Annotated in this window: 16 protein-coding genes; all 16 read left to right on the forward strand. The window is 34.7% G+C overall.

Annotation, left to right across the window (positions count from 1 at the left end):
- Positions 1–9 precede the first annotated feature (9 nt).
- A complete protein-coding gene (locus E4N78_RS05650; RefSeq protein ID WP_255812061.1) occupies positions 10–1,530 on the forward strand; it encodes an ABC transporter permease in 1,521 nt (506 codons plus the stop codon).
- Between the two features lie 15 nt (positions 1,531–1,545).
- The gene (locus E4N78_RS05655) at positions 1,546–2,880 is read left to right on the forward strand and encodes an ABC transporter permease (protein WP_002669609.1); all 1,335 of its coding nucleotides are present in this window, start codon (positions 1,546–1,548) and stop codon (positions 2,878–2,880) included.
- Between the two features lie 103 nt (positions 2,881–2,983).
- Positions 2,984–3,751, forward strand: coding sequence for an outer membrane lipoprotein-sorting protein (locus E4N78_RS05660; RefSeq protein WP_253703476.1), 768 nt, complete (start codon positions 2,984–2,986; stop codon positions 3,749–3,751).
- A 1-nt stretch (position 3,752) separates the two neighbouring features.
- A complete protein-coding gene (locus E4N78_RS05665) occupies positions 3,753–5,210 on the forward strand; it encodes a hypothetical protein (protein ID WP_255812062.1) in 1,458 nt (485 codons plus the stop codon).
- A 563-nt stretch (positions 5,211–5,773) separates the two neighbouring features.
- On the forward strand, positions 5,774–7,039 hold the full coding sequence (locus E4N78_RS05670; RefSeq protein WP_255812063.1) for an integron integrase: 1,266 nt from the start codon (positions 5,774–5,776) through the stop codon (positions 7,037–7,039).
- 206 nt (positions 7,040–7,245) lie between these two features.
- Positions 7,246–8,052 (forward strand): hypothetical protein, encoded by an 807-nt coding sequence (locus E4N78_RS05675; RefSeq protein ID WP_002681206.1) that lies wholly within the window; start codon positions 7,246–7,248, stop codon positions 8,050–8,052.
- 162 nt (positions 8,053–8,214) lie between these two features.
- Entirely contained in the window at positions 8,215–8,784 is a 570-nt protein-coding gene (locus E4N78_RS05680; RefSeq protein ID WP_255812064.1) for a hypothetical protein, read from the forward strand.
- Positions 8,785–8,798: 14 nt separating this feature from the next.
- Positions 8,799–8,948, forward strand: coding sequence for a hypothetical protein (locus E4N78_RS05685; protein WP_203232444.1), 150 nt, complete (start codon positions 8,799–8,801; stop codon positions 8,946–8,948).
- A gap of 436 nt (positions 8,949–9,384) precedes the next feature.
- Positions 9,385–9,708: a nucleotidyltransferase domain-containing protein gene (locus E4N78_RS05690; protein WP_255812065.1), complete on the forward strand. Its 324-nt coding sequence runs from the start codon at positions 9,385–9,387 to the stop codon at positions 9,706–9,708.
- Positions 9,701–10,129 carry a HEPN domain-containing protein gene (locus tag E4N78_RS05695; RefSeq protein WP_255812066.1) on the forward strand — a complete coding sequence of 143 codons (429 nt, stop codon included), beginning with the start codon at positions 9,701–9,703 and terminating at the stop codon, positions 10,127–10,129. Before E4N78_RS05690 ends, E4N78_RS05695 begins: the two co-directional genes overlap by 8 nt.
- A gap of 396 nt (positions 10,130–10,525) precedes the next feature.
- The gene (locus tag E4N78_RS05700; protein ID WP_255812067.1) at positions 10,526–11,368 is read left to right on the forward strand and encodes a DNA-methyltransferase; all 843 of its coding nucleotides are present in this window, start codon (positions 10,526–10,528) and stop codon (positions 11,366–11,368) included.
- Positions 11,361–12,098, forward strand: a complete 738-nt coding sequence (locus tag E4N78_RS05705; protein WP_255812068.1) for a PmeII family type II restriction endonuclease — start codon at positions 11,361–11,363, stop codon at positions 12,096–12,098. The genes E4N78_RS05700 and E4N78_RS05705 overlap by 8 nt, the downstream gene beginning before the upstream one ends.
- 400 nt (positions 12,099–12,498) lie before the next feature.
- Positions 12,499–12,744: a type II toxin-antitoxin system prevent-host-death family antitoxin gene (locus E4N78_RS05710; protein ID WP_255804468.1), complete on the forward strand. Its 246-nt coding sequence runs from the start codon at positions 12,499–12,501 to the stop codon at positions 12,742–12,744.
- Entirely contained in the window at positions 12,744–13,064 is a 321-nt protein-coding gene (locus E4N78_RS05715; protein ID WP_255812069.1) for a type II toxin-antitoxin system RelE/ParE family toxin, read from the forward strand. The genes E4N78_RS05710 and E4N78_RS05715 overlap by 1 nt, the downstream gene beginning before the upstream one ends.
- 109 nt (positions 13,065–13,173) lie before the next feature.
- A complete protein-coding gene (locus tag E4N78_RS05720) occupies positions 13,174–14,706 on the forward strand; it encodes a protein kinase domain-containing protein (protein ID WP_255812071.1) in 1,533 nt (510 codons plus the stop codon).
- Between the two features lie 163 nt (positions 14,707–14,869).
- Positions 14,870–14,992 (forward strand): hypothetical protein, encoded by a 123-nt coding sequence (locus E4N78_RS05725; protein ID WP_255812072.1) that lies wholly within the window; start codon positions 14,870–14,872, stop codon positions 14,990–14,992.
- Positions 14,993–15,337 lie beyond the last annotated feature (345 nt).

Genomic DNA, 15,337 nt, shown 5'->3' on the forward strand with positions numbered 1-15,337 from the left:
AAAAATATTATGAATAAGACAATTTTTAAAATGGCGGTAAAAAATCTTTTTGCGAGTAAAGCGAAAATGATTATTACCTTATCACTTATAGGAATAGGAACTTTTTTGGTTATCCTAGGTTTCGGTATCTTAAATTTTTCATTACAGCAAACTCAGGAAGTGTGTATAAGCGATTTTTCGGGAGATGTTTTAATTACGGGCAAGCCTGAAAAAGACACTGTAATGGTACAACTCTTGGGAGTTTTTCAGACAGTCAGTGTCAGCATGGATATACCTAAGATGCCCTATCTGGTTCCTTTTGGAAAAGTTAAGTCCAAGGTTGAAAGCCTTCCTGAGGTAAAAGGCTTTACATCTTCCGTTTTTGCAAGCGGTATGCTCAAGGCTCTTGATTTACCCGATTCATGGGAGGCCGAAGACAAGAACCGGTCCTTTCTTCCTTATGCACAGATTCTAGGAATTGAACCTGAAAGTTATAAAAATCTTTTTGATACGATTAATATTTATGAAGGAGAATATCCTAAAACATCAAACGGTAAGTTTGCTCTGATTCCGCGTGATTTAAAAGAAAAGTTTGAAAAATATTATGACAGGCCCTTAAACTTGGGAGACGAGATTTTGATAACGGCCTTTGCAGGAAAGGCAAGACAGCAAAAAGTTATCATAACGGGCTTTTTCGATTATGCTCATCCCGATACGGCAATAGACGGCATAGCCTACTTTGATGTAGATACCACCCGTATACTTGCCGATATGACAATGGGCGCAAGAGTTGCAGCAGCCATTCCCGATTCCGTCGATTTAAGTCTTTCCGAAAAATCAGAAGATGAACTTTTTGCAGATGATTCGGGTGCAGATATTATAGATACCGTACAGAATTCAAATGCAAAGATTGATTATGAAAATATTTTAGGAAGTACCGAACTGCGCGATCGGCTTAACTTAGCCGACAATGAAGCTTGGCATCATATCGTAATAAAGCTGAAAGACTCTTCAAAGACTCAAAGCGTAATAAGAACCTTAAATGATTGGTTTAAGGAAGAAGGAATAAATGCTCGAGCTGTGAATTGGGAACGCGGAATGGCAATGTATTACAGTGCAATAGAAGGAACAAGAATTCCTTTTATTACAATGCTGGCTATTCTTTCCGTAGTAGTTTTAATCGTTATAATGAATACACTGGTTGTCGCCGTTATGCAAAGAAGCTCCGAGATAGGAACGATGAGGGCCATAGGAGCTAAAAAAGGTTTTGTAAGAAAGATATTTTTTGCGGAATCTTTTTTTATGTCTTGCGTAGGTGTTCTTATCGGCTTGGTACTTGCTCTTATCGCTGCAGCCGTTGTGAATGCTTTTGACATCAGGGTCGGAGATATACTTGCAGCTATGTTCGGCGGAAAACAGATTAGGGTAAGTATTTCGATCGGTTCTGCTATTTGGACAATGGCTGCAATGCTTTTGGCCGGTCTTGCAGCAAACTGGTATCCGGTAAGGCTTGCTTTAAAGATAAGTCCTCTTGAAGCAATTAACCGTTAAATAAGGAAATGGATTATGAATATATTAAAAATAGCATTTAGAAATTTAAACAGACAAAAAAGGCGAAGTATTCTTTTGGTTTTTGCGATAGCCTTTGCTTTCTTTGTCGTTATCTTTATGGACGGCATGACTTCCGGTGCCGTAAACAGTATGGCCGGAGAAATTTCAAAAATCGTAGGAGGCCATGTCTATATAATAGGTTCAAAAAAGGCTCCCGATAAGTCGGCGGATGATCCTGCTCAAATTTATATGGACAAAAACGATGTTGAGTTTATAGAAAAGACCGTAAAAGAATTAGGAATAGAAACTACGTACATCATAAAAAGAAGTCGTGCATCAGGTAAGCTGATATTTGAAGGAAAAGAAGTTACCTCTCAAATTGACGGCTGCAAATTCGATGAAGAAAAAATTTTACATGACAGTATTCTTTTTAAGGAAGGAAGCTGGGAAGCCATGAAAAAAGAAAATGCAATTCTTCTTTCCGAATCGGTAGCCGCAACCTTAAATGTAGACTTGCACGATATAGTTTTACTTGAAACTAGGACATCACAAGGTCAGCTTACGGTTATTGAACTTCAAGTAGAAGGTATTGCAGTAAATCGCTCTTCATTCGGCGGAATCACAAATTACATCAATTTTGATTATTTGCAAAAAATTACGGAATTGGAAAAAGACAGTATAGAAGTATATTCGCTTTTTTTAAAAAATCCCGATATGCAGGAAATTTATGCGCAACAGCTTGAAAGAAAAATCGCAGAAACTCATCCCATTACAAGCAGGGATCTTGCCCGAACTATAAGCCCTTCACAGCCTGCAAGCAATGTATTTAAGCAACTTGAAGAAGGAAAGTGGCAGGGAACCAAATTCGGCATAGCTACTTTTTACGATTTTGCTCCGCAGGTTATTACCTTTATGAATACCTTAAACGGTATAAGTTTCGGTATTTTGATTGTGCTTTTGGTTATTACGATGATAGGTATTTCAAATACCTTTAAAATTATTGTGTATGAAAGAAGGGGTGAGGTCGGAACCATGCGCTCTTGCGGTGTTATGAGAAAACATATAAGGCGTCTTTTTCTTGCAGAAGCTTCATTTTTATCCTTATTCGGAGCCGTATGCGGTTTTGTCCTTGCTGTTCTTGTAATGCAGGTTATCTCGTTTATTCCGATAGCTGTAGATTCACCTTTTTCGGTCTTTACCAAAAACGGATATTTTGCATGGAACTTATCCGCGCTTTTAGTTTTTTTAAAGTTTGTGATAATGTTGGGTTTAACCCTGCTTACTGTAAGGGGCTCGGCTTCGAGAGCCGCTAATATGATTCCTGCCGAAGCCTTAAGGTCAGGAAAATAAGTTTTTATAGGAGATTCGATAAACAGTTCGGCAGAAATTCAGCCTTACTGTTTATCTTTCGAGTTTTGTGCTTTGCACAAAATATCGTGTTATAGGAGAATGTATGAAATATTTTATTAACAAAAAATTATTGATTATACTCATTGCTTTTTTTGTAAGCATTGCGGTATTCGCCGAGATTCCCTCAATGGAGGAAATGTATAAGATTATGGATAAAGTTTTCGACACAGGAAATTTTAAAAAAGATTTTACAAGCACGCTCACACTGATTGTCGAAAAGCCTAATCAGCCTAAGGAAGTCATTCAGTTTAAACTCTTTAGACGCGACACTAAGGACCAAACAAGTCTTATTCAGCTGGCTCCGGAAGCCGATAAGGGCAACGGCTATTTACAGGAAAAGGAGAACCTTTGGTTCTATGATCCTATTGCCCATCAGTTTACTCATTCTTCCCTTAAAAGGAATTTGGCAAACAGCGATACAAAATTATCCGATGTAAATAAAAAGTCGCAATTTAGGCAAGCTTGGGAAATTCTTAAAATTGAAGAAGCAAAACTGGGTAAATATGAGGTTTATGCGGTAACTGCTAAGGCTTTGGAAAAGGATGCTGCTTATGCTCAAGAAAAATTCTTTGTACGAAAAGATGAACACCTCCTTTTAAAAATAGAAAGTTACGGTGCGAGCGGAAAACACATGAGAACTACTCTTATACCCAAATACGCAAATGTTGAAGGTATGCCGCTTCCCGTACATCAAATATATATAAATGAGCTTATCAAGGGAGAAAAAACAACACAGATATTTCAAGACTTCAGCACTGCAAAAATTGATGATGTAGTTTTTACCAAGGCTTATTTGGAGAAGATAAACTAATATGAAAAAAATTGCGATTTTTATTTTTGTTTTATTTATTCCCTTTTTTGTGTTTGCACAAGAAAACTCTTCCGATTTGGAAAATGATCTTTTCGGCGGAGATGAAGATACCCTTATATCTGCCGAAGAAGCCCGTTCTGACAGTAAGAGTAATTTAAAGTTTAAGGCAGATCTTGAAAAGGCAAGCCTTAGCCTTGAGTCAAAAAAATTGAGAATAGGCGGAAGTTTAAGTTCTTCAATGGGAATAAATTATGCTTGGGTAGACCCTTATTCAAAGAAGGATGATTACCTGAAATCTTTTAAAGACGGAAAGGGAACCTTTAATACAACCTTAAACGGAAGCCTTTTTTTTGATGCCCGTCCCAGCGACGACTTAAAACTTTACGGAAAATTTCTTTTCGGCTTCCCTTTCGAGAAGAGTTTATCCGGACAAGGGGCTGCTTTTGTGCCTAAGTCGATTGTTCCTCCAAACGGTTTAAAATTACCTGCTTTTGTAGAAGTAAGCGGAGTCCCAAATATTAAAATTCAAGAGCTTTACACGGATTTTTCCGCTAAGGATATTGCTTTTTTCCGTTTTGGGAAACATGCGGTAAAATGGGGAACCGGTTACTTTTATAGTCCTGCCGATGTTATAAATATTTCAAGAATCGATCCTCAAGATCCTACGGCCGATAGGGAAGGGGGAATTTCGTTACGAACCCATATAATAATTCCCAAAACCCAGCACAATATCTGGCTCTACCTATTGCCTCCGGAACAGAGAGACGGCTTTGATCCCAAATACACGGCAGGAGCTGCAAAGGGCGAGTTTGTTGTCGGCAACTGGGAATTGGGATTTGGAGGCTGGTACAAATACGAAAAAGCTCCCCGTCTTATTACTACCGTTTCGGGCAGTATTGCAGGAAAGGTTGCCGTCTTCGGCGAGGGCGTTTTTGCTTGGGGAAGCGACTATACCTATTATAAGGCCAATATGAGTTCCTATACCGAAAAAAGTAAACCCTTTTTTCAGGCAACCCTCGGCGGTTCTTATTCAAATGCCGACACCAATACCAGTATCGCTTTACAATATTTTTATAACGGCTTCGGATACTCAAATACTGATACCGCTCAAGATATTCTTTCAGAGGCTGCTGTGCACATAAAAAACAAGGATTACACTCATCGTTCAGTCCTTGCCTCAGGTGATATTTTAGCTATGGGAAATATAGGCCAACACTATATAGCTCTTAATATAAGCCAAAATAAACTAGGTACCGATAAGTTGAGCCTAAACCTTTTTCAGCAATTTGCTATATCGGAGCTTGAAGGTTTTTCAAAGCTCACCCTCAACTGGAAAATATATAAATTTGCCAGTATGAGCACCGGCCCTTCTTTTAGCTATCCATTAAGTTCCAGCTCAAAGACGAAGGGTGAGGTGAGGTATAGTCTTTCGTTCCGCCTAGGCGGCGGCACCTTCTAAGCCGTAAATAGAGGGGCATCTACTGCGTTGCTGCGAAAAAATGAATGCTCGACGTGCACAAAGCACGCCTCCGCTTCATTTTTCCTCGCGCCTTGTATTTGCTCCCTCTATTTACGGCTTGATTTCAGTAGTTAATTTTTATTCGCTTCGCGTCCTTGGCTCGCCTCTTGCCGGATTGGATTAATCTCCCCCGCCACGGATGGCGGGTGGTTTCATCGCTTTCTTCAATTGAAAAATAGTCAGTAAAATTTTATACTGTATGTTAGAGATATTTCTCTTCCTCTAATCTCCAAAAAATCTTAAATACTTGCATATTCCATAAAAATATGCGATAATTGGCTTATACATAAGAAAACTGCCGCTTATAATATGTTGCGGCTATATAAGGCTGGCTTTTTCTTACAATGTTTTTTATGTTTTGGTTGTTTATCCTGTTGGAGTTGAACAGCCATGCATAGGTGTTTTATCCAGGTTTATTAAGATGGAAACATTAATCATCATAATAGACCATGGGTAAGCTATGCCATAAAAAACGTGTATTGTGCTTTTTTAAGGAGGTTTTTATGTTTATTGAAATTAGGCCTTATGAAAAAGAGCATTTATCGGTGCGTTTTAAAGCCGAGGGAGAAGATTTTTCTAAAATTCTGCAATCAATAAAAAAACTATCTAACAGAGCTTGGATTCCGGCCGGATGTTTCTGGATTATACCTGCCGACCGTAATTCTTGCGATATTTTATTAAACAACCTTTATAATGAAGGAATTTTCAGGGCTGATTCCTGCTTTGATTTTAAAAATTCTGAACTTAATAATACTGAGTCTTTGAATACCGAAATTATTGGAGAAAGGAATAATCATACTGCAACCGATATTCAGTGTATTTTAAATGAGTTGGAAGAAGTTATTACTGCCAAACACTACAGTAAGCGTACAATGGAGGCTTACAGCTATTGGATAAGCCGCTTCATTCGTGAAAATAAGAATAAAAATCTTAAAACTCTTTCCGATACGGAAATAAATGCCTTTGTGAGCCGTCTTGCAGTGAAGGAAAAGGCTGCCGCTTCAAGCCAAAATCAGGCTCTTGCGGCTCTTTTGTTTCTATATAAAAACATATTAGGCTTAACTATAAAGACTCCTGAAAATATAGTCCGTGCCAAAAAGCCCAAAAAGCTGCCTGCCGTAATGACTCGTGAGGAAACTGCAAAGATATTTTCTCTTTTGCCTGAAAACGATTACGGGCTTCTTATCCGTTTGCTTTACGGAACCGGAATGCGGCTTATGGAAGCCTTGCGGTTAAGAATTCAGGATATTGATTTTGGGAAAAACGAAATTACGGTACACTGCGGAAAAGGTGCGAAAGACCGTAAGACCGTTCTGCCTGTTTCACTTAAATTTCCGCTTCAAAAACATTTGGAAAATGTCCGGCGTATTTATGAGGCAGACTGCAAGGACGGTTTCGGTTCGGTGCCGCTTCCGTTTGCTCTTGCAAAAAAGTATCCCAATGCCGGCAAAACTTGGGCATGGCAGTGGGTGTTTCCCCAAGCACGCCGATGGCGGAATAAAGAAACTGGCGAGCAGGGGCGGCACCATATCGATCCTTCGGTTATTCAGCGTACTCTGCATGAAGCTGTTTTAAGGTCAGGTATCCCTAAACCAATCGGCTGTCACACTTTCCGCCACTCATTTGCAACGCACCTGCTTGAAGCCGGCTACGATATCCGCACCATCCAAGAGCTTCTCGGCCACAGCGATGTTAAAACTACTATGGTTTACACCCATGTCCTAAACCGCGGCGGACTAGGCATTCAAAGCCCTATCGACAGGATGTGATCTTTCTTTTCTCCGTTTAGTGAGGATAGGCCTAATCTGCCAGCGGTTCATTTATCCGATTTGTATTTATGGTAGAAAGATGTGTTTTTTTGTTTTACAGCAGTTTAGATTGCAAATTATTGGTTTTTATGATATAGTGAGGAAGGGTCGAAGGGAAGTTAGGTGTATAGAAGTTAGGTGTATAATGGTAAAAATAGGATAAAATATTGGAAGAGAATGAATTAATACAAAAAGTAAAAGAATATACATATTATCTTACAGATGAATATTTGGAAGAGGTATGCAAGGACTTGTTACAAATTAAAGATATAAATCTTTTCTTCGAAAAATGTTATGAAAATGATGCTATTCATGAATGGAAAAGTCCTTGTTCATTTATTTGTGATTCAGTAACTCATTCACATAAATATCGAGAATTAATATTAAAAAAATATGAAAATGATTGTATTTATAAATTTTGTGAAAAAATGCTATTTGATTCTTCATATACTAGACGAAGAGAAGCATTGATTATAATCTGTGATACTTTAAATATTCATAGAATAAAATGTAAAAAACTACTGGAAGAGTATTTTCTTTTTGTAATAGAAAAAGATCCGCTACTTTTATATGATTATATAATGGAATTTACGTGGTTATATGCTTATGAAATTAGAATTAGGAAAAATCTCTATTCAAAAATCTTAAATCTGAATAATGAATTTGCTAATCTTACATTATTAGAATATTTAGATAGTCTAGTCGTACCTTTTTTTAGTCGAGATGGATTACTAAAATACAAAATTTTATCAAAATTAACAAGAGATAAAAGTAGATGTGTAAATTCATTTGCTGAAAAAATTAAAAAGAATATGCTTATTAAAAATTATAATAAACACATTGAAACAAAAACATATATTCTAGGAAATGCAAAGTTAGAATTTATTAATATAATGTTTATGAATAAAACTGAAACTTATAATAAAGATGATTTTATAAATTTTTATTTGAATTATGTAAAGGAAAACACCTAACACCCGCTTCAACCTGACATTGCGGACAAGCCGCAAATGCAGGTTAAGCGAATGTTAGATTGACCTGCCTTATGGCAGGCGGGTAACGGAACCAATCGAAAACATCCTTTCGACCGAAAAAATAATTGCAATGAAAAAAGGCATTGCGAAAGGAAGGTCGAAATGAAACAAAAAAAGATAGTTTCACTGATTGGCGCATTGGTTTTAATAATTAGTGCAGTAGCGTTCATTACCGGTTGTCCACAGGCGAATAGTGGAAAATCCAATGAAAACAACAAGGGGCCGGAATATATAAGAGGAGACATTTCATTAAAATTCAAAAATGATTCTACAGAAACCTGTTATGTAACAATAAAAGGAAAAACAAAATGGGATGTTGAGAAAACAGGCATATCTGCAACATCTTTAGATGGAAGTTTTACAAGTGAGTTTCCTTTGCCTGCTAGTCCGAAAACAGAACTAAAGGCTGGTGAAGAAAAACAGATAGTCATAAAAGATGTAGTAACATCATGTAACAGGAACGGAGTGGTAGGAGAATTTTTTCTGTCCTTTGATTCGAATATAGGTGAAACTATATTTGTCAGTGGAAACGAGAGCAGTTCTGTAAAATCAGGTTTATTCAGCAAGCCCGAGGTAAGAAAAGCAGAATATACGACAGGAACATTTCATATAAAAGTAGAGAAAGATACGTATTATGGTAAAGACTATTTTAAAATTGATTTATACAATTAGAGATGTTACTGTTTATGAGTACGGAAAATAAATCTATAAGACCTTCGGATAATGCGTCAAATATGCAAAATCCGAATAAGGGTACAGCCGGTACAAATCGTCAGTATGACCAAAATCAAGGTAATCGTGGCGAACAGCTTAACCCAAATAAAAAAGGGAAGTAATTTTAGTATATGTAGTAATAAGTTCCGGGATTATTACATATACTATTTATTTATTGGTTAATAATGAATCTAACACCCGCTTCAACGCTGACATTTGTTTTGTCACGAAAGTTGCTTAAAGTGCCTATACGGCACCGCAACTTTCGCGCCAACTTTGCCGCCGCTTTGCGCGACGGCAAAGGCGCAAATGCAGGTTAAGCGAATGTTAGACCGATGCCTTACGGCACGATGGACTGTAACTTTGAAAAATAAGGTGTATTTTTTGTAAATTAAAGCTTAAAGAGCAAATTAATAGCTTAGGTTCTTTGAGTAAAGCTATGTTTTATTATAATAGCTACTTGGATAAGTAAAAATAATATTTTTATCTAAGGATTTTATTATCCTCATTTCCTGACAAAAAATTCAAAATATGGTATAATGGAGGGAGAGAGATGCTATGAAAGCAGAGATAAAGAAAGAATTGGATATTCTTGTTAATGCGATATGTAACAATATGAAAGTTAATGAAATTTACCTCTTCGGATCTTACGCATATGGGAAACCGACAAAATATAGTGATTTTGACATTTATGTTGTAATTCCTGATAATTCTGTCCGCCCATTGATAGCTATGCAACAGCTTGGATTTGCAATTTCATCCTACCAAAAGCGTCCGGTGGATTTACTTGTTTCAAACAGTAGTTCCTTTAATAAAAGGAAAAACATTGTTTCCTGTATAGAAAGCGAAGTTGCAAAAAAAGGAGTAAAACTATATGAATAATCCATCGGAAATTTCAAAAGAGTGGTATGCCTATGCAGAACGGGACTTAATTAGTGCAAATCATCTTGTCAAGACTCTTTATCCTGTTCCACTTGAAATTGTTTGTTATCATTGTCAACAGTCATCAGAAAAATTTTTAAAAGGATATATTGCAGATCAAAATAAAGTCATTCCGAAAACTCATGATTTAAAATTGCTTGTAAACGAATGTATGCAGACAAAAGAGGAGTTTAAGACTATTGAACAGGAATGTGCTCGACTGACACCTTATGGAGTTTACTCAAGATATCCGTTTGCAATGGAAATTGAAGAAGAAGACATGAAAAAAGCATTAAATGATGCTAATAAGATCAAAGCATTTGTAAACAATATTTACAAATCGGATGAAAATAATCAAATATCTGAAGAGAATATCTCATAAAAAGACAGCATCTAACTCAGTTTGAAAGTTATCTAAGTATTTTAAAGTTGCTAAGGAAATCAACGGGATATAAGTTCTCTGGATGGTTTGGTATTTATAATATAAAGCTGTTAATGTATATAAAATTTTAGCTTTTTATTTACGAATGTATAGTAATAAAATGTATAGTAATAAAAAGTAAAATAGTGTGAGATTAAAAATATAATTGTTAATACAAGTAATATAGTGAAAATAAAAGTGTCTAACACCCGCTTCAACCTGACATTGCGGACAAGCCGCAAATGCAGGTCAAGCGGTAGTTAGTTGGACATTGCTTACACAATGCATTTTTTGGATTACTGTACTAATTATCGTTTTTTGTGTAAAATTACAAAAAGGATTTATTCATAAGACACTATGATAACAACAAATATATTATCGGGAGATTGTCTGGAAAAACTGAAAGAATTACCTAACTCTTCCGTAGACCTTATTGTTACCTCACCTCCTTATGCCGATCAGCGGAAAAATACTTATGGCGGTATAAAACCTGAGAAATATGTATCATGGTTTCTTCCGATTGCTGCGGAGCTTTTTAGAGTTTTGAAAAATGACGGCACCTTTATTCTCAATATAAAAGAAAAGGTACAAAACGGGGAACGCAATACGTATGTTCTTGAATTAATCTTGGAAATGAAAAAACAAGGTTGGTTATGGACAGAAGAATTTATTTGGCATAAAAAAAACTGTTATCCTGGAAAATGGCCGAATAGGTTTAGGGATGCGTGGGAGCGTTTGTTACAATTCAATAAAATAAAAAAATTTAATATGTATCAAGAAGCTGTGATGGTTCCTATGGGAGATTGGGCAAAAAACAGGCTTAAAAATTTATCGGAAATCGATAAAATACGGGACAATTCAAAAGTCGGAAGCGGTTTTGGAAAAAATATTTCAAATTGGCTTGAAAGGGATATGGCATATCCAACCAATGTTCTTCATTTAGCCACTGAATGCAGTAACAAAAACCATAGTGCTGCATTTCCTGAAAGTTTGCCTGAATGGTTTATTAAATTATTTACTCAAGAATATGACACGGTTTTAGATCCTTTTATGGGATCGGGTACGACAGTCTTTGTTGCAAACCGTATGAACCGTCATGCGATAGGAATTGATATTGTAGATGAATATTGTAAAAAAGTACAAAAGAAAATTAATGAACAAGAAATGATGTTGTTTGAAGGTGAGGTTAACTATGGGTAGTTTAAGCATAGATGATGTAAAAATGTATGTTGAAAAGAATATTGGTAACTTTCATAAAAAGAGAATCAGCAGTTTGGATAATCTAAAACTATCGACAATATTAAAAAGAAAGAACCCGTATCTTTTTAAAGCAAAAAATATTTTAACTGCTGAACAGATTGTATCCGGATTTTTAAATGCTCATATTTCTTCAAATGAAGAAACAATCTTTGGTGATTGGCTTGAAGGTCTTGCACTTTTTATTAACTCCAAAGTGTATGGCGGTTATAAATCAGGCATACAAGGTATTGATCTTGAGTTTGATGATAACAATACGCGTTATATTGTCAGCATAAAATCAGGGCCAAATTGGGGGAACAGTTCCCAAATTAAGAAAATGATTGGTGATTTTAAAACAGCTAAAAAGACATTACGGACAAGCAATTCTCAATTGCATATTGTAGCCGTGAATGGTTGCTGTTACGGTAAAGAAAAGAACTGGGATAAGGGTGACTATTTTAAATACTGTGGTCAACAATTTTGGGAATTTATTTCAGGAGATGAAAATTTATATATTGATATCATTGAACCGTTAGGATTTAAAGCAAAAGAAAAGAGTGATGAGTTTATGCAGTCATATACACAGATGATAAATAAATTCACTGGAGAATTTATTCAAAACTATTGTTTATCTTCCGGTGAAATCGACTGGAATAAAATAATAAAATTTAATTCTGCAAAAGAAACATAAAAATGGTTATCAACTAACACCCGCTTCAACCTGACATTGCGGACGAGCCGCAAATGCAGGTTAAGCGAATGTTAGACGGATGCCTAACGGCACGATAAACTGTAACTTAGAAAAATGTGATATATTTTTATAAATTAAGGCTTAAAACCAAAATTAATAACTTCGTTTTTTGATTAAAGTTATGTTTTATCATAATGACTAATTGAGTAAGAAAAAGTAAACTTTTATCCAAGTGTTTTTTAACTTATTAAGGAAATCAACGAACTAAAAGTCCCTTGGATGGTCATAGAGAGCTCTTTATTCACAATTAGTAAAAAATATGAGAGTTTAATCCACTTGACATCTTATAAGTATTTTAAGATAATTATTTAGTAAAATATTACGAATATTAGAGGTGTATATGATTGCTATAAAACCTGTTTCGGATTTGCGTAATTATAATGAAGTTTTGCAGGATGTTGCTGATGAATCGCCGGTTTTTCTTACTAAAAATGGTAGGGGGTGTTATGCTGTGATTTCCATAAGAGATTACGAAAAATTGACGGCTACGCAAACTCTTTTTTCTGAATTGAAGAAGGGCGAAGAATCTGCTTTGCAAAATGGATGGCTGGATACAACTGAAGTCAGAAAAATGGCGGGACTTTGATGTTTGAGATAAAGGTTGCTCCGCAAGCGGCAGCAGATTTACTTGAAATCAAAGATTATATAGAGAATGAACTTCAAAATCCCATTGCTGCACATAATACCATTTCAAAAATTATAGAAACTTATGAAAATTTGACAGTTTTTCCAAATGTAGGGATTCCTGTGGGAAAATATGTTTCATTTCCTACAGATTATAAGTTCGTGCTTTCAAATAATTATTCAATATTTTATAGAATTGAAGACGAAGTTATAAGAATTGTAAGGATTTTGTATTCAAGAAGAGATTTTGTTCGTATTTTGTTTGGAGAGAATAGCAAATAACGTCTAACACCCGCTTCAACCTGACATTGCGGGCGAGCCGCAAATGCAGGTTAAGCGAATGTTATGTGGACTGCCCTTCGAGCAGCAAAATTAAACAAAAAGGGAAAAAATGAATATCGATACAATTGTAAATGATTATATAAAAAGGCATCCAGAAATCGTAACACCACTTGCAAAAATAAATGTTGGAAAAAGAATTAATTCAGGTGGTACATCTATTGTGCATGAAGCGGTACTTGAAAATTCAACTTGTAAATTTGCTATTAAACTATTTTTAGAAAATATAAAGGAAAAGGAGTCTTCAGCATATAAAAGATTTAAACAAGCATATATTAACCTTCAGTTAGTCCAGAATTCAAATATATTTTTACCGCAAATTTATTTTCATTCACTTCGTATTACGGAAGAATTAATCATACCATTTACAATTATGCCTTTAGCAGAAAATACGCTTGCTTCATTTATAAGAGAAAAAGAAATTGATTTTGAATTATGGATAAAATTATTTAATGAGTTAGGTCAAAAGATAGAAATAATGCATCAATTAAATATTATTCATAGAGATTTAAAACCTCAAAATTTATTTATGTTAAATAAAAAACTATTAATTGGTGATTGTGATATAGCTTCATTTGATAAAAACTATTATATAAAATTAGTGGATACAAAACCTTCTGATAGACTTGGTAATTATTCTTTCTCTGCACCTGAACAAGCTGATAAAAATATTGATGAAATTACACCTGCTGCAGATTGGTATGCATTTGGACAGATAATGTATTGGTTGGTTTGTCAGAAAACCATTAGAGGCTTTCAAACAATAGACCTACATTTTAAGCAAACAATTTACAACAGTATAATTGAAAAATTATTGTCTCAAAATCCTATTGATAGATTTCAAAATTTTGAAGAAATTCAAAGTCATATTTCTTCATATCAAAATAGACAATTAGAAAAAAAGGAACTGGAGGAAAGGCATTATCATGCTATTAGAACAACAAATTTGTTTGATGAAATAATTTTTAAATATACATTTGAAGTTAGCTCGTCAATACCTTGTATAAAAACAATTGCAAGAAAAGATGAAATTGATGATATTATTCTTTTCCTTCAAAAAAATTGTGATAAATTATCTCTTTGGATTTCACAAGGATATTCAGATATAGATATAAAGGAAATTAATATTGATTCTCAAAATGAAACTTATTCATTTGAATGGCAAGAAATGAAAATTGAAAAGTTAATTATCTTTAGACTAGGTATTTATCCAGGAGGTTCACTTATTATGGTTATTACAAAACCTCAACAATCTGTATTAGAACAAAATGGTAGTACATATGAGGATGAAGAAGTTTGCTACTATAAAAATAAAATTATAACAAGATCCGAATATGATAATGGTTGGGCTATGATTGACGGAAAACGAATACAAATCAGCAATGGAGATACTAGTATAAAAATACGTACTCTTAAAAAAACTGTGTACTTTATTTCACCACAAAGCGGTTTATATCAAGAAAATATGGAAATTTTTGAAAAAATACATAAAGATTTTCTAAAAGACAATACTCTTGATGAACAATATTTTTTTGAGATTTTAAAAAAAGCGAAACGAACAGAAATTCTAAAGATGTATAATTAGAAGAAAATACATAACACTGTTTTCAAAGCCGACAAACGGGACTGATCCCGTTTGCGGTTTAAAACAATGTTAGGTTGACAAGCTAACCGCTTGCGGAAAGACTTGTGTGGAACCGACCTATAACATTTATTCGATCTAAAAATAAATTTATAGGAGGTGTTTTATGTCTGATATTGCAAATAACGCTATCGTAGATGTCGATTTTGACACTCCATTTGGAAAACTTCATATCCATTATGATGATAACGATAACGATAAAGAGAAAGATGACGATGATAATGAATAGATGAGTCTATTTATCACTGTATGATTATACTATTGTAGGGTGTAATCATACAGTCTTTGTCGCTTGTTTCTATAGCTGGAGCTATTTTTGAGTGGTTGTTTGAAGTATTACAGTGATATTTAACTGAAAATAAGTCTAGAATTGAAATATATTAATTGGAAAAATAATATGTGATGCTATTGGCATAATCGACTTGATATGTAGATAAGAAATAATGTATGTTTATTTCAAGTGAATTCAAAAGATAATAACGTACTATTAAGTCAATCTGATTATAATGATTTTTTTACTCATATAGTGATAAAGCAATGGATGCTTTGGAAAAATGTTTGAACTGTATAAATT

Origin of the sequence: Treponema denticola, assembly GCF_024400535.1 — a bacterium.
GTDB classification, from domain to species: domain Bacteria; phylum Spirochaetota; class Spirochaetia; order Treponematales; family Treponemataceae; genus Treponema_B; species Treponema_B denticola_C.

Excerpts from the sequence above, each read along its gene's own strand:
- E4N78_RS05650 (WP_255812061.1), top strand. The coding sequence starts at position 10 with ATGAATAAGACAATTTTTAAAATGGCGGTAAAAAATCTTTTTGCGAGT.
- E4N78_RS05655 (WP_002669609.1), top strand. The coding sequence starts at position 1,546 with ATGAATATATTAAAAATAGCATTTAGAAATTTAAACAGACAAAAAAGG.
- E4N78_RS05660 (WP_253703476.1), top strand. The coding sequence starts at position 2,984 with ATGAAATATTTTATTAACAAAAAATTATTGATTATACTCATTGCTTTT.
- E4N78_RS05665 (WP_255812062.1), top strand. The coding sequence starts at position 3,753 with ATGAAAAAAATTGCGATTTTTATTTTTGTTTTATTTATTCCCTTTTTT.
- E4N78_RS05670 (WP_255812063.1), top strand. The coding sequence starts at position 5,774 with ATGTTTATTGAAATTAGGCCTTATGAAAAAGAGCATTTATCGGTGCGT.
- E4N78_RS05680 (WP_255812064.1), top strand. The coding sequence starts at position 8,215 with ATGAAACAAAAAAAGATAGTTTCACTGATTGGCGCATTGGTTTTAATA.
- E4N78_RS05685 (WP_203232444.1), top strand. The coding sequence starts at position 8,799 with ATGAGTACGGAAAATAAATCTATAAGACCTTCGGATAATGCGTCAAAT.
- E4N78_RS05690 (WP_255812065.1), top strand. The coding sequence starts at position 9,385 with ATGAAAGCAGAGATAAAGAAAGAATTGGATATTCTTGTTAATGCGATA.
- E4N78_RS05695 (WP_255812066.1), top strand. The coding sequence starts at position 9,701 with ATGAATAATCCATCGGAAATTTCAAAAGAGTGGTATGCCTATGCAGAA.
- E4N78_RS05700 (WP_255812067.1), top strand. The coding sequence starts at position 10,526 with ATGATAACAACAAATATATTATCGGGAGATTGTCTGGAAAAACTGAAA.
- E4N78_RS05705 (WP_255812068.1), top strand. The coding sequence starts at position 11,361 with ATGGGTAGTTTAAGCATAGATGATGTAAAAATGTATGTTGAAAAGAAT.
- E4N78_RS05710 (WP_255804468.1), top strand. The coding sequence starts at position 12,499 with ATGATTGCTATAAAACCTGTTTCGGATTTGCGTAATTATAATGAAGTT.
- E4N78_RS05715 (WP_255812069.1), top strand. The coding sequence starts at position 12,744 with ATGTTTGAGATAAAGGTTGCTCCGCAAGCGGCAGCAGATTTACTTGAA.
- E4N78_RS05720 (WP_255812071.1), top strand. The coding sequence starts at position 13,174 with ATGAATATCGATACAATTGTAAATGATTATATAAAAAGGCATCCAGAA.
- E4N78_RS05725 (WP_255812072.1), top strand. The coding sequence starts at position 14,870 with ATGTCTGATATTGCAAATAACGCTATCGTAGATGTCGATTTTGACACT.